Annotated in this window: 13 protein-coding genes; 5 read left to right on the top strand and 8 right to left on the bottom strand. The window is 64.3% G+C overall.

The window, feature by feature from the left end:
• Positions 1-39 precede the first annotated feature (39 nt).
• The 4 genes from FJV77_RS25180 to FJV77_RS25165 all read right to left on the bottom strand — a co-directional run bounded on the left by FJV77_RS25180 (position 40) and on the right by FJV77_RS25165 (position 4778).
• Complete coding sequence (locus FJV77_RS25180) at positions 40-1242, bottom strand: efflux RND transporter periplasmic adaptor subunit (protein WP_142869352.1); 1203 nt, start codon at positions 1240-1242, stop codon at positions 40-42.
• Between the two features lie 193 nt (positions 1243-1435).
• Positions 1436-2044 (bottom strand): hypothetical protein, encoded by a 609-nt coding sequence (locus FJV77_RS25175; RefSeq protein ID WP_142869294.1) that lies wholly within the window; start codon positions 2042-2044, stop codon positions 1436-1438.
• On the bottom strand, positions 2041-4314 hold the full coding sequence (locus FJV77_RS25170) for a molybdopterin cofactor-binding domain-containing protein (protein WP_142869293.1): 2274 nt from the start codon (positions 4312-4314) through the stop codon (positions 2041-2043). The genes FJV77_RS25175 and FJV77_RS25170 overlap by 4 nt, the downstream gene beginning before the upstream one ends.
• Before the next feature lie 2 nt (positions 4315-4316).
• Positions 4317-4778, bottom strand: a complete 462-nt coding sequence (locus tag FJV77_RS25165) for a (2Fe-2S)-binding protein (RefSeq protein ID WP_142869292.1) — start codon at positions 4776-4778, stop codon at positions 4317-4319.
• A 118-nt stretch (positions 4779-4896) separates the two neighbouring features.
• On the opposite strand from FJV77_RS25165, the gene FJV77_RS25160 reads away from it, so the two are divergent.
• Positions 4897-5493 carry a TetR/AcrR family transcriptional regulator gene (locus FJV77_RS25160; protein ID WP_142869291.1) on the top strand — a complete coding sequence of 199 codons (597 nt, stop codon included), beginning with the start codon at positions 4897-4899 and terminating at the stop codon, positions 5491-5493.
• Here the strand turns inward: FJV77_RS25160 and FJV77_RS25155 are convergent.
• Together FJV77_RS25155 and FJV77_RS25150 are read right to left on the bottom strand one after the other, a co-directional pair.
• Positions 5484-6614 (bottom strand): patatin-like phospholipase family protein, encoded by a 1131-nt coding sequence (locus tag FJV77_RS25155; RefSeq protein WP_142869290.1) that lies wholly within the window; start codon positions 6612-6614, stop codon positions 5484-5486. The two genes, FJV77_RS25160 and FJV77_RS25155, sit on opposite strands and share 10 nt — an antisense overlap.
• 217 nt (positions 6615-6831) lie before the next feature.
• Complete coding sequence (locus FJV77_RS25150; RefSeq protein WP_142869289.1) at positions 6832-7920, bottom strand: citrate synthase/methylcitrate synthase; 1089 nt, start codon at positions 7918-7920, stop codon at positions 6832-6834.
• Positions 7921-8011: 91 nt separating this feature from the next.
• Here FJV77_RS25150 and FJV77_RS25140 point away from each other — a divergent pair, with 91 nt between their 5' ends.
• Entirely contained in the window at positions 8012-9151 is a 1140-nt protein-coding gene (locus FJV77_RS25140) for a citrate synthase (RefSeq protein ID WP_142869288.1), read from the top strand.
• A gap of 12 nt (positions 9152-9163) precedes the next feature.
• Here the strand turns inward: FJV77_RS25140 and ftrA are convergent, their stop codons facing one another.
• Positions 9164-10177 carry a transcriptional regulator FtrA gene (gene ftrA, locus FJV77_RS25135; protein ID WP_210246365.1) on the bottom strand — a complete coding sequence of 338 codons (1014 nt, stop codon included), beginning with the start codon at positions 10175-10177 and terminating at the stop codon, positions 9164-9166.
• A gap of 67 nt (positions 10178-10244) precedes the next feature.
• Here ftrA and FJV77_RS25130 point away from each other — a divergent pair, with 67 nt between their 5' ends.
• Positions 10245-10664, top strand: a complete 420-nt coding sequence (locus tag FJV77_RS25130; RefSeq protein WP_142869287.1) for a rhodanese-like domain-containing protein — start codon at positions 10245-10247, stop codon at positions 10662-10664.
• A gap of 89 nt (positions 10665-10753) precedes the next feature.
• Positions 10754-11203, top strand: a complete 450-nt coding sequence (locus FJV77_RS25125; RefSeq protein ID WP_185973507.1) for a GNAT family N-acetyltransferase — start codon at positions 10754-10756, stop codon at positions 11201-11203.
• Positions 11204-11252: 49 nt separating this feature from the next.
• Here the strand turns inward: FJV77_RS25125 and phaR are convergent, their stop codons facing one another.
• Positions 11253-11852 carry a polyhydroxyalkanoate synthesis repressor PhaR gene (gene phaR, locus FJV77_RS25120; protein WP_142869285.1) on the bottom strand — a complete coding sequence of 200 codons (600 nt, stop codon included), beginning with the start codon at positions 11850-11852 and terminating at the stop codon, positions 11253-11255.
• Positions 11853-12154: 302 nt separating this feature from the next.
• On the opposite strand from phaR, the gene FJV77_RS25115 reads away from it, so the two are divergent.
• Entirely contained in the window at positions 12155-13339 is a 1185-nt protein-coding gene (locus FJV77_RS25115) for an acetyl-CoA C-acetyltransferase (RefSeq protein WP_142869284.1), read from the top strand.
• Positions 13340-13365 lie beyond the last annotated feature (26 nt).

The following is a 13365-nucleotide window of genomic DNA, read 5'->3' as shown; positions in this document are numbered from 1 at the left end:
ATTGCAGCCGCTTGTCCCCGCCCGGGGGCCATCCCGGCGCTACTGCGTTGTCGCCTCGCCCAACAGTTTCTGGATGGTCGCCTGGTCGGCCTCCACGGGCTTGACCACATCGCCTTCCTTGACCAGCTCCTGGCCGGCGACGATGACGCGGGCATCGGCCGGAATGCCGCCAAGCACCAAGCCTTTCGGCGAGTCGTCGACGAGATCGATCGGGAAGAACACCACCTTGTTGTCCTTGTCGACGGCGCGGATGCCGAGATCGCCCTTGTCGCCCAGCGTCACCACCGAGCGCGGCAACATGACGGCATCGGCCGGCTGCGCGCTGAGCGCAATCTCGGCCGTCATGCCGGCCGGCACCGACCCGTCGGCATTGGGGACGGCGATTTCGACGCGGAAGGTGCGGGTTGCCGACGAGGCGTCGCGGCTGATGTAGCGCACGGTGCCTTCGACGGTCTGGCCGCTAACCAGCCGGACAGCGGCCTTGTCGCCGAGCTTGAGGTAGCCAAGGTCGCGCTCGCTGATTTCGCCGCGCGCGATCACCGGATCGAGCTTGAGGATGGTCGCCACCTCGCCGCCCTGCATGACGGAACTGCCAAGTTCCACCGGCACCCGGTCGATGACGCCGTCGAAGGGCGCCTTGACCAGATTGCGGTCGAGCTCCGCCTGCGCCGTCTCCAGCTGGGACTGCGCCGCAGTCAGGTTCGAACGCGCCGTATCGAGCTGCAGCTTGGGCAGGTTGCCGGATTTCATTAGCCGCAGCGATGCGTCGAGTTCGGCCTGGCGCTGCACCACAAGCTGCCTGGCGTTGTCGACCATCGAGATCTTTTCTTCCGCCGCCAGCATGAGCACCAGATCACCGGTCTTGACGTGATCGCCCTGTTTGACCGGCAGCTTTTCGATGACACCGGCGACGCGCGTGGCGAGCACGGCGCGCTTGTCGGCCTCGGTCAGACCGGAAATGCGGATGGCGCGGGCATAGGTCTTGCGCGGCGGCGTCACCACCGCGACGGTGCGCAGCGGCGCCTTCGGCTCGGCCTCTGCGGCCTTGGCCTTGGCTGCATCCGGCGCCTTGGCCTGATCGCCCGGCGTCGCCTGATCGCCTGGCTTCGCCTGATCGCCTGTCTTGGCCGCGCCTTCGACAGCGGCGCTGCCGACGGACGAGAACGCACCTGTTCCCATCCAGGCGGCGAAACCGATGAGCACGACTATAGCGGCAAGTTTGTGAAACCTGATTTTCGGCATCATTATTCTTCCACTGCGGGGTTCGGCCAAATCGTTTTCTAACAGAGGGCCGTCTTGTAGGAGCTTCCGCGTCTTTCAACTCGGGCGCGTCGCCGATATGGGTGCGCGCTGGGCCGTGTTCAATTTGCCGTGAACGGCGACCCGCGCTTCTACATCAAAGTTGCAGCGCAATATAGTCACAAAAGTTGCGCGATCATTGCGTCACGGGACACGGCGCGCCTGCCGCCATCCAGTTCTCGATTGCTTGATAGGTCGCTTCGGCCGAGCCGGGCGCCGGCTCACGACCGGCACCTGGCGCCCAGCCCCAGGCGACCAGTTTGTCGTCGCGCACATGCAGCGCAACATCGTCCAGGCTGCGGTCGCCATTGCGGTTGCGATCCTTGATCTGGACACAGATTTCCGCCGACGACTTGCCAAACCAGACCATCTCGGCGGGCGCTAGATGCCAGCTCTCGGCACCGGGCGGTCCGTGCAATGCACTGGAATTGCTGGCGAAATGACATGTGGTGCAGCGCAGGCCAGGATTACCGAAGCCGGAGCCGTCGGCGCCACGCTGGACGTTGAAGGCATGAACACGCGTGCCGCCGTAATGAGCGCCGGACCAGCGCGGCCGGTCGTCGGCGACATGACAGTCGGCGCAGCGCGGATGCGAGAACACGGCGTAGATCTTGTCCCATTCAGGCAAGCCTTTGGCGAGGTCGACCGCCACCGGCGCCGGTGTCTGGCTCTCTTGTGCGGCTGCGAAGGGCGCCACTGAAAACAAGGTGGCAACAGACGTCAGGATGATGAGGAGCTTTTTCATGCGAAGGCCACCGCTTTCGACAGCGGCAGCGTCCGTATGCGTTTCCCGGTGAGCGCGAAAATGGCGTTGGCCAGCGCCGGCGCCGCCGGCGGGGTGCCGATCTCGCCGACACCGCCCATCTTGTGGAAATTCTCCAATATCGCGACTTCGAAGGCCGGGCACTGAAAAATGCGCATGGCATCGAAGTCGTGAAAATTCGACTGTTCGACCATGCCGTCGGCGAAGGTGATTTCCTGACCCATGGCCGCCGACAGCCCGTAAATGGCGGCCGAGATCAGCTGCGCCTCGATGATGCCTGGGTCGAGCGCGGTACCGACATCGGCGGCGATCCACACCTTCTCGATGCGGATGCCGGCGGGCGTGTCGGCGACCTGGACGATCTCGCCGACCCAACTGCCGAAGGACAGCGAGAAGGCCATGCCCCTGGCCTTGCCGGGCGGCAGCGCCTCATCCCACTTCGCCATCGCGGCGACCTTCTCCACCACCGCAACCGCCGCCGGATAGGCGGCCATCAATGTCTTGCGCAACGCGATCGGGTCGGTTTTTCCGGCCACCGCGATTTCGTCCAGAAATCCTTCGTGGAAGAAGCCGTTGATCGAACTGCCGACCGAGCGCCATGAGCCGACCGGGATGGTGACCGGGGCGGCAATGGCGCTCACCCGGTAATTCGGGATGGTGTAGGGCTGGTCGTAGGCGCCGTCGACGATGGTCTTGTCGGGTCCGATTGGCGATATCGAAGGGAACAGCCGGCGCAAGGTGCCGGCGATCACCGATGGCGAGGCGATCGTCATGTCGACGGCGACCGGCAGGCCGTCATCGCCGAGCCGCGCCCGGAATTTGCCGACGGCCGCCGGCCGGTAGGCGTCATGACGCATGTCTTCTTCACGCGTCCACGTCACCTTGACAGGGCGTCCCTCCGCCGCTTTCGCCATCAGCGCCGCGCACAGCGCATAGTCCATCTCGACACGGCGTCCGAAGCCGCCGCCCATGAAGGTGGTGTGAACCGTCACTCTGTCCTGTTCGATGCCGAGCACGTTGGCGCAGAGCTGACGCACCAGGGTCGGCGCCTGGTTGCCGCACCAGATGTCGAGCAGGCCGTCCTTCAGCCGCGCCGTGGCATTCATCGGCTCCATTGTCGCATGCGCCAGATAGGGCACGGCATAATTGGCTTCGATGATTTTTTCACGCGGCGCGCCGGCAAAGGCCTTGGCGACGTCACCATTGTCGCGCATCGCCGAGTCCTCGGCGCCTAGCGCCTGCTTCAGCACCCCGGCAATCGCTGCGCTGTCCGGCGGATATTCTGGCTCGGCCCATTGGGCGTCGATCGCTTCCGCCGCCTTGAATGCCGCCCAGGTGTTTTCGGCAATGATACCGAAGCCATGGCCATAGTTGGTTTCGAGCGGCACGATCCTGATCACGCCGGGCATCTTTTCCGCCTTGGCAAGGTCCGCGCTGACCGGCTTCGACCAAAAGCGTGGGCTCATCTTCACCGTGCCGTAGAGCATGTCCGGCAACCTGACGTCGATGCCGAAGATCGGCGCGCCGGTAACCTTGGCAAGCATGTCGATCCGCTTTTGCGGCTTGCCCAGAAGCTTCCAGTCGGCTTTGTCCTTGAGCCGGACTTCGGCCGGTGGCGCCATCGCGGCAGCGTTTGCCGCCACTTTGCCATAGGTCAACGACTTGCCTGAGGCCTTGTGCAGGATTGAACCGTTGGCCGTTTCCAGATCGGCAGCAGCGACGCCAAGCTTCTGCGCCGCCGCCGCGATCAGCATCTGCCGCGCGGCAGCGCCCGCCTGCCGCATCTTGTTGAAACCATCGCGCGTCGAGGCCGAGCCGCCAGTGCCTTGCAAAGCGAGGAATTTGCCGACCACGCCCAGACCAGAGCGCACCGCCTCCGCGGTCATGCTCTCGTCGAAGAAAGCGAACGGGCCGCCCTCTTCCAGGATCGCCGCATTGTAATAGGCGTAGGAGGCCGGGCCGTGTTCGACCTTGACCTGGTCGAGACCGACATCGAGCTCTTCGGCGACCATGACGGCAAGCGTCGTCGAAATACCTTGTCCCATCTCGGCGCGCGGCGCGACGATGGTGATCGTGTTGTCGGCGCCGATTTTCACGTAGGGATTGAAAGTCGCCTCGCCGGTGGCGAGATCGCTTTCCAGCGGATTCGGGTAGGGCTTGCGGTAATAATAATAGCCGACGGCGACGCCACCGGCGATGGCAGCCGCGCCGATGAGGAAGCTGCGCCGCGCGATCTTTCCGACACTGGCCATGATCAGAGCCCCGCCGTCTTGAGGACGGCCGCCTTCTTGATGGCGGCGCGGATCTTCGGATAGGTGCCGCAGCGGCAGAGATTGCCGCCCATGGCGTTGTCGATGTCGGCGTCCGTCGGATCGGCAACTTCGTCGAGCAACGCCACCGCGCTCATGATCTGGCCGGCCTGGCAATAGCCGCATTGCGCGACCTGCTCCTCCAGCCAGGCCTGCTGCACCGGATGCAGCTTGCCGGGCGTGCCAATGCCCTCGATGGTGGTGATCGCGCCTGTCGCCTGGCCAACCGGCAGTGAGCAGGAACGCACCGGCTGGCCGTCGACATGCACCGTGCAGGCGCCGCAGGCGGCGATACCGCAGCCGAATTTCGGCCCGGTCTTGCCGATGAGATCGCGCAGCGCCCACAGCAGCGGCATTTCGGGATCGGCATCGATGTCGAACGACTGGCCGTCGACTGTGAGGCGCATGGGGATACCCTTCGTTGTCGTCATAGCCCGGGCGAAATGGTCGACTGCCATCTCGCTCTTACAAGTTGACAAATTTCGTAATTTTGTCAATAGAGGTTCCGCAGATAGTGTCGCAGCCGTGAATCAGATCGAAGACATCACCACCACAGACCCCAGGCGCACCCGCATTCTGGACGGCGCCTTGAAGGTGTTCCTGGCCTATGGTTTTTCGCGCACCACCATGGACGACATTGCGCGTGCCGCCGACATGTCGCGGCCGGCGCTCTATCTGCTGTTCAAGAACAAGACCGACATTTTTCGCGCCATAGCGATGATGATTTTGTCGCGCTCGGTCGAGGCGGCAAAAGTGGCGCTGGCCGGCGATCGCGCCTTCGCCGAGCGGATGACGCAAGCCATCGACGAAGCGCTGATCTCGATGATGCGCACCGTCATTGCCTCACCGCACGGCGCCGAGCTGCTCGACATGAAGTCGAGCCTTGCCGACCTAGTCGGCTGCTGGCGCGATGGCCTCGGCGCCCATATCGCCACAGCGATCGAGAGCGAAGCCAGGCGCAACGGTGTCGACCTGGCGGCCAAGGGCCTGTCGGCGCGGCTGCTCGCCGACATGCTGCTTGACGGGCTGGAAGGCATGAAGGCGCGCATCAGCGACCCGGACGAACAGCGCACGGCCGTGGCCGCGCTGGTCAAGGTGATCGACCTCGCACTTCAGGCCTGACGGCGCTCTGCCTCAGGCTTCTTGCGCGCCGCGAGGAATTCCTTGACCCGCCGTCCCGGCGACGGCCCGCGCACCGGCTTGAAGCCGTCGTCCAACTCGCCGGAGAGATCGAGCGTCGGGCGCTTGCCGACAGCGTCGTAGTTCTCTTCCAGCCAGTCGCTGGCCGCTATGCGGCCGAGATCGCGCAGATAGGTCAGGAAGGCCCATTCGGCATTGACCTTCGACGACGCCGACAGATCCTTGAACGCCTCGTCGGCATCGATGCGATGCATGCGGATGTCACGGTATTCGCCGCGCGGCAGACGGCCGGCGGCGATCAGTTCCTTGACGAAGGCGATCGAACGGAATTCACGCAAAAGCCCGGCATTGAAGGTGATCTCGTCGATGCGGTTCTGGATCTCGTTGGCGCTTCTCGGCGTGCCCTCACGCACCACCGGATTGATCTGTACCAGCAGCACGTCCTCGGTCGCCGCCGTCTTGAAGAACGGGTACAGCGCCGGATTGCCGCCATAACCGCCATCCCAATAGGGCACACCCTTGATCTCGACAGCGCGGAACAATTGCGGCAGGCAGGCCGAGGCCATCACCGTGTCGAGATCGATCTCACCGTCGGAAAAGACCCGCAACTGTCCGGTCTCGACATTGGTCGCCGAGATGAACAGTTCCATCGACTTGCAGGCGTGGACATTGGCGAAATCGATCTCCTGTTCGACCACGTCGCGCAGCGGGTTCAGCCCAAGCGGATTGGCGACATAGGGCGAAAACACCCGCGACATGGTGTCGAAGAAGAAATAGCCGGGCGTGTTTTCGATTGACCAGTTGCCCCAGGCGACGTCCCACGGCATGCGCTGCACCGGGCTGAAGCGGCCCTTCGCCGCCACCGCACGCCAGAAATCGTCGAGCTTCTGCCGCGCACCATCGACGCCGCCGCGCACGAAGCCGTCGGCCAGCGCGACCGCGTTCATGGCGCCGGCGCTGGTGCCGGACACCGCTGCAATGTCGAGCCTGCCATCCTCCAGCAGCCGGTCGAGCACGCCCCAGGAGAAAGCCCCATGCGAGCCGCCGCCCTGCAGCGCGATGTTGATCTTCTTGGTTTCCTCCGCCTTGCCGTTCTTCGTCATGGCGTTCCTGTATCGGTTTGGTCGCTGCTGCCTTATCCCGCCCGGGAATCGGGCGGGTTCGACTGCAGCGGACTTATGTTGCAGTGCAGCATATAAGGGATGACCGAGGCAAGAACACGAACACGGTCGCGTGATCACATGAAATTTTGGTCATAAAGAAAAAGCCTCTCCGCCGTGAGGCGGAGAGGCCATGTTCTTCCGAAATAGACCTGGAGCCTCAGGCCACAAGCTTCGGCACTGGCCCGACATAGCGCGATTGCGGCCGGATCAGCCGGCCCGTGGTCTGCTGTTCGCGCGCATGCGCGATCCAGCCGGCGACGCGCCCGGCGGCAAAGACATTGCTGAACGCCGCTGGCGGAAAGCCCGCCGCCTCCAGCACCAGCGCGGTGTAGAACTCGACATTGGTCTGCAGCGAGCGCTGCGGCTTGGCGATGCGAAGCACCTCGAGCGCGGTCTGCTCGACCTTTTCGGCAAAGGCCAGCCGGCGACCGGTATCGCCTTCACCGCCGAGTTGCCGCACCACCGCTTTCAGCACATCGGCGCGCGGATCGCGCACGCGGTAGATGCGATGGCCGAAGCCCATAATGCGCTCGCCATGCTGGACTTCGTCGCGCAGCCAGGCGGCGGCATCGCCATGCGCCTGGATCTCGTCGAGCATCTCGATCACCGGGCCGGGCGCGCCGCCATGCAGCGGCCCTTTGAGCGCGCCTAGCCCGGCCAAAACAGAAGATGTCAGCCCGGCCTGCGTCGAAGCGACGACGCGGGTAGCAAAAGTCGAGGCATTGAGGCCGTGGTCGCAGACGGTCACCAGATAAGTGTCGAGCGCTTTTGCCAAAGCCGGCGACGGGACCGCCCCCTTGAGCATTCGCAATATGTCGGCAGCATGATCGACCTTGGCGTCCGGTGCGATCGGCTGCTCGCCGCGCTTGAAGCGCAGCAGGGCTGGCGTCAGCACCGCCGGCGCTGCGATCAGCCGCAACGCGTCCGCCAGCGTCTCGCCGTCCGGCAGTTGCGCCATGCCGGCGCGCATGGCGCTGTAGACGTCAAGCGGCGCCAGAAGCGGCAGCGAAGGCTTGAGCCGCTCGAACACCTCGACGCGAGCGTCGCCCAGTCTTGCCGCCAGTTCCGCATCGCTGGGCAGATCGTCGAAGAAACCGTCCAGCAGCAGGCGAACCACCTGCGCGTAGCGCCAGCGGCCGGCCAGCTTCGGCAAGGCATAACCTCGGATCGTCAGATGGCCGCCGAGACCATCGACATCGGAGAGCACCGTCTCCGCCGCCACCACATCATCGAGCCCGTTTGCCATGTCTCATCTCCTTGCAGCTCTTCTCCGCAGAAGATAAGGGTTGACCACACATTCATCAATCTTGATCAATATAATCAATATCAGGGTCAAAATGTCCGAATGGCTGTCGCGAGAAGAGGCGCTGGAAAGGCTCAAGGTCCGGCCGCAGACGCTCTACGCCTATGTCAGCCGTGGCCGCATCGGCATGCGGCCCGATGAGACCGACCCGCGCCGCAGCCAGTATCGCCTTGACGACATCGCCGCACTTGCCACCCGCCGGGCGCGCGGCCGCAGTCCCTCGGCCATCGCCGAGAGCGCGATCGCCTGGGGCGAGCCTTCGATAGTGACCGCAATTTCTACCGTTGTGCACGGTCGCCTCATCTACCGGGGGCAGGATGCCGTCGCGCTGTCCAAATCCGCCACGCTGGAGGAAACCGCCGCCGTGCTTTGGGCTTCGGCCGAACCGGTGGCTTTCAAGGCACCGTCGTCTGAGGCGCCTCATGCAGCCGGTCGCGCTTCGGCTTTTGCACAGCTTGCCATGCTTGCCAGCCAGGGGCGGCCTTCGCTTGGACGCAGCGCCGCCTCGCTGTGCACCGAGGCTGCGCACACAATAGGGGCGCTGGCGCAATCGCTGGGCGCCGCGGGCGGCACGGCGCCTATGCATCGGCGTCTGGCGCGGGGCTGGTCGGCGGAGGATACCGGCGCGGAGGCGATCCGCTGCGCCCTTGTCCTGCTTGCCGATCATGAACTCAACGCATCGACCTTCACCGCCCGCGTCGCCGCCTCGACCGGAGCCTCGCCCGCCGCATGCCTGCTGGCGGGCCTGGCGACGCTAACCGGCCCGCGCCATGGCGGCGCCGGCGAAGCGGTGATGCAGCTGGCGGAGGATGCGGCTCGGCACGGCGCCGAGGCGGCGATCCGGCGCTGGCTTGGCCATGACCGGCCCTTGCCGGCATTCGGCCATCCGCTCTATCCCGATGGCGACCCCCGTGCCACCGCACTTCTTGCAGTTATTCCCGTCGACGAGACGCTGCAACAGTTGCAAAAAGCTGCCATCGCTGCGACCGGCACGCAACCGAACATCGACTTTGCCCTGGCTGCACTGACACGTAGTTTTGGCTTGCCGCGCGATGCGCCATTTCATTTGTTTGCGCTTGGGCGCAGCGTCGGCTGGGCCTCGCATATGGTCGAGCAGATCTTGAGCGGCAGCATCATCAGGCCGCGCGGCCGCTATGAGGGAGCGTTGACCTGATCGTTCCAACTCTCAGGCTGACTTCGCCCCAAACCGCGCACGGTAGGCGACGGGCGTCGTGGCGAACTGCTGACGAAAATGATGCCGCAACGTGCCTGCCGCGCCGAACCCGGCGGTCTCGGCAATCCGCTCGATCGGCATGGCGGTGTCTTCCAGCAGCGTGCGCGCCCGCGAAAGCCGTTCCGACAGCAGCCAGCGCGCGGGTGTGACCCCGGTTGCGGCCGCGAACCGGCGCAGAAATGTCCGCTCGCTCATCCCGGCTAGTTCGGCCAGGAGGGCGACGGGATAGTCGGCCGAAATATCCGCGCGCATTCTGTCGATCAAAGGCCCGAGCCGGCTGCGCTCATGCGGCTCGGGAACGGAACTCTCGACATATTGCGCCTGACCGCCGTCGCGGTGCGGCGGCACCACCAGACGACGCGCGACCATGTTTGCCGCTTTGGTACCGAAGTCGCGCCGCACCAGATGCAGGCAAAGATCGATGCCCGCGGCACTCCCGGCCGATGTCAGGACGTTTCCCTCATCGATGTACAAGACGTCAGGAACCACGGTGATATCAGGGTACAGCTCCGTCAGCTTCTCGCTATAGCGCCAATGCGTCGTCGCCCGTTTGCCTGCTAGCAGGCCTGCGGCGGCAAGCACGAACACGCCCGAACAGATCGAAAGAATTCGTGCGCCGCGCTCGTGTGCCTTTTGAAGCGCCTCGATCAGCCCCGGCGGCACCGGCGCCTCCGATCCGCGCCATCCAGGCACGATCACCGTGCCGGCCTGGCGGATCAGATCGACCCCGCCATCGGCAACGATGCGCACGCCGCCCAGCGCGCGCATTTCGCCGGCGTCGATCCCGGCAACGGCAAAGCGGTACCAGTCCTTGCCCATTTCCGGCCTGGGCAAGGCGAAGACTTCGACCGCCACGCCAAACTCGAACGTGCAAAGTCCGTCATAGGCAACGGCAACGACGAGAGGGTTGGCAGGGCGCGGATTGGCGGAAGGCACATTTGGCATGATCTTGACGATATATGGCAAAGCTGCCAGCCGCAATCGCTCGTCCTGGTGCTTTATCTCTCCGTCGCATCAGCAATGGAGGTCATCGATGAGCTACGTGACAGACATTCCGGCGGCATCGCCGGAAATCGCCCGCGACCATTTCCTGCGCCGGCTTTCCGTCGAGACCGACTGTTCCGACGTCGCCGCGGCGCTGCGCAGCGGCGATCAGGATTTTGTCCTTTTGCATGTGGTCGGTTCGCCGGAAGCCTATGAACGCCGCCATGTGCCGGGCGCGCTGCATCTGCCGCATCGCGAAATATCGGCCGAACGGATGGCAAAGTGGCCGGGAGAGACGCTGTTCGTCGTCTATTGCGCGGGACCGCATTGCAATGGCGCGGATCGGGCGGCGTACAAGCTGGCCGGCCTCGGTCGTCCCGTGAAGGTCATGATCGGCGGCATTACCGGCTGGCAGGACGAGGAACTCCCCTTCACTTCCGGCAAGGAGCCCGGCGTCTTGCACGCATGAGCCTTGGTTCAGCACTAGGCTGGCGCGGGAGCGTGTTCGCTATATGGTCGACCTTGCAGACAAGCGAAAGCAGGCAGATGGCGGCAATTATGGTCCGTCCGTTCGGACGGCAGGATGTCGGCGCGGTGCTCGCGCTTATGCGGGCGCTGGCCGTCTTCGAGGGCTATGACGACAAGTTCCGCCTCACCGAAGCGGACCTTGTCGAACACGGGCTGGGGCCATCGCCCCGGTTCGGCGTGCTCGTGGCGGAGCAAGAGGACGTCATCGTCGGCATCGCCGTCCACTACATCATCCCCTGGACTTACGACCTGCAGCCGGTCGTCTGGCTCAAGGAACTCTACGTCGCCGAGGCAGCGCGCGGCATGACGGTCGGCCATGCGCTTGTTGAACAGCTTCGCCAATACGCCATCGGCATCGGCGCGTCCGCCATCAAATGGACGGTGCTGAAATCCAATCTGCCGGCGAAGGCCTTCTACCGCTCACTCGATGGGCAGCCCGACGAGATCTGGGAACCGTGGAAGCTGAAAATCGACCCGTGACGGCAAGGCCGCCTCAACCAATCGAGGCGGTCGACCATGCGGCGGTCGCTTACGACATCGTGTCGAGCTTGCGCTGCATGGCGGCGATCTGTTCTTTCAACTCCTGAAGGTCGTCGCCGCTCTTTTCCGGCGCTTCCTTGCGCGCCGGCTCGGGTGCAGCCGCGGCAGCGCTTGGGAACGGCGTGAACAGTCGCATGGCGTTCTGGAACATTTCCATATTGCGCCGCGTCTGCTCTTCCAGCGCCTTGATCGGCGTGGCGATCTTCATCACGTCGAGCGGCGACTTGCCGATCGCGCCCTTCATCTGTTCGCGGAAGCGCTCCTGCTCCTTGGAAAAGGCGATCATCGACTGTTCGAGGAAGCTCGGCACGATCATCTGCATCTGGTCGCCATAGAAGGCGATCAGCTGGCGCAGGAACGGGATCGGCAGCATGTTCTGCCCATCCTTGTTCTCCAGCTCGAAGATGATCTGGGTCAGAACCGGATGGGTGATGTCGTCGCCTGTCTTGGCATCCTGGACGGTGAACTCCTCGCCCTTCTTGACCATCTCGGCCAGATCCTCGAGCGTCACATAGGTGCTGGTACCGGTGTTGTAGAGACGGCGATTGGCATATTTCTTGATAATGATTGGGTCGTCTTTCGCGGCCATCAGCATCCTCCGGGGACACCGGCGTGCCTGAGTAAGCCGCCGGTAACGATTGCGCCATTTTGAAGGATAAGCGCAAAAGCTCCATAATTCCAAGCGCTTTGTGCAGTGCGGCATCATTTAATGCTGCATGGCGGGCTAAATATGCTGCGCAGCAAAGCCCGGGCGATCGCGCCGGCTGCCCGTGCCCTGCTTGCGGCGCATGGCCGGCATGCCCATTTCCGGTTTGACTTGGGGTGTGGAACGGGCAAGAAAAGTCCTCAACAACACCCAAGAACACGACACCTCGAAGTCTGGAGAGAAAAATGTCCGCTTCCAATTCAATCGTCGTTGCCAGCGCCGCACGCACCGCCGTCGGCTCCTTCAACGGCGCCTTCGCCGCCACACCGGCGCATGAGCTTGGCGCCGTCGTCATCAAGGAGCTTTTGTCGCGCGCCGGTGTCGAGCCGGGCGAAGTCGATGAGGTCATTCTCGGCCAGGTGCTGACGGCGGCACAAGGCCAGAACCCTGCCCGCCAGGCGTCGATCAATGCCGGCCTGCCCAAGGAGACCACCGCCTGGGGCCTCAACCAGGTTTGCGGCTCGGGCCTGCGCGCCATCGCGCTCGGCATGCAGCAGATCGCCACCGGCGACGCCAAGGTGATCATCGCCGGCGGCCAGGAGTCGATGTCGCTGTCGCCGCACGCCGAGCACCTGCGCGCCGGCGTCAAGATGGGCGACTACAAGATGATCGACACCATGATCAAGGATGGCCTGTGGGACGCCTTCAACGGCTACCACATGGGCAACACAGCCGAGAACGTCGCCCGCCAGTTCCAGATCACCCGCGACGACCAGGACCAATTCGCGCTGGCCTCGCAGAACAAGGCCGAGGCCGCCCAGAAGGCCGGCAAGTTCAACGACGAGATCGTCGCCGTCACCATCAAGGGAAGGAAGGGCGACACCGTTGTCGACCAGGATGAGTACATCCGCCATGGCGCCACGATCGATGCCATGACCAAGCTTAAGCCGGCGTTCGACAAGGACGGCACGGTGACCGCTGCCAACGCTTCCGGCATCAATGACGGCGCTGCCGGCGCGTTGCTGATGACCGAGGCTGAAGCCACGCGGCGCGGCATCACCCCGCTGGTGCGCATCGCGTCCTGGGCGACCGCCGGCGTCGATCCGGCGATCATGGGTACCGGACCTATTCCCGCTTCGAAGCGGGCGCTGGAGAAGGCCGGCTGGTCGGTCAAGGACCTCGACCTCGTCGAGGCCAATGAGGCCTTCGCCGCACAGGCCTGCGCCGTCAACAAGGGCATGGGCTGGGATACCTCGATCGTCAACGTCAATGGCGGGGCGATTGCCATCGGCCATCCGATCGGCGCCTCCGGCGCGCGCGTCTTCAACACACTGGTCTTCGAGATGCGCCGCCGCGGCGCCAAGAAGGGACTCGCCACGTTGTGCATCGGCGGCGGCATGGGCGTCGCTCTGTGCGTGGAAGCGCTTTAAGGAAGTGAGTAGCGAATAGGGAGTAG

It is taken from the genome of Mesorhizobium sp. WSM4306 (genome assembly GCF_007003975.1).
Classification (GTDB): domain Bacteria; phylum Pseudomonadota; class Alphaproteobacteria; order Rhizobiales; family Rhizobiaceae; genus Mesorhizobium.
Note: the sequence above shows the minus strand (reverse complement) of the source record. Positions and strands in the feature narration are given on the sequence as shown.

Excerpts from the sequence above, each read along its gene's own strand:
- FJV77_RS25155 (WP_142869290.1), bottom strand. The coding sequence starts at position 6,614 with ATGACGAAGAACGGCAAGGCGGAGGAAACCAAGAAGATCAACATCGCG.
- FJV77_RS25165 (WP_142869292.1), bottom strand. The coding sequence starts at position 4,778 with ATGCGCCTCACAGTCGACGGCCAGTCGTTCGACATCGATGCCGATCCC.
- FJV77_RS25140 (WP_142869288.1), top strand. The coding sequence starts at position 8,012 with ATGTCCGAATGGCTGTCGCGAGAAGAGGCGCTGGAAAGGCTCAAGGTC.
- FJV77_RS25170 (WP_142869293.1), bottom strand. The coding sequence starts at position 4,314 with ATGGCCAGTGTCGGAAAGATCGCGCGGCGCAGCTTCCTCATCGGCGCG.
- phaR (WP_142869285.1), bottom strand. The coding sequence starts at position 11,852 with ATGGCCGCGAAAGACGACCCAATCATTATCAAGAAATATGCCAATCGC.
- FJV77_RS25150 (WP_142869289.1), bottom strand. The coding sequence starts at position 7,920 with ATGGCAAACGGGCTCGATGATGTGGTGGCGGCGGAGACGGTGCTCTCC.
- FJV77_RS25175 (WP_142869294.1), bottom strand. The coding sequence starts at position 2,044 with ATGAAAAAGCTCCTCATCATCCTGACGTCTGTTGCCACCTTGTTTTCA.
- FJV77_RS25130 (WP_142869287.1), top strand. The coding sequence starts at position 10,245 with ATGAGCTACGTGACAGACATTCCGGCGGCATCGCCGGAAATCGCCCGC.
- FJV77_RS25125 (WP_185973507.1), top strand. The coding sequence starts at position 10,754 with ATGGTCCGTCCGTTCGGACGGCAGGATGTCGGCGCGGTGCTCGCGCTT.
- FJV77_RS25115 (WP_142869284.1), top strand. The coding sequence starts at position 12,155 with ATGTCCGCTTCCAATTCAATCGTCGTTGCCAGCGCCGCACGCACCGCC.
- FJV77_RS25180 (WP_142869352.1), bottom strand. The coding sequence starts at position 1,242 with ATGCCGAAAATCAGGTTTCACAAACTTGCCGCTATAGTCGTGCTCATC.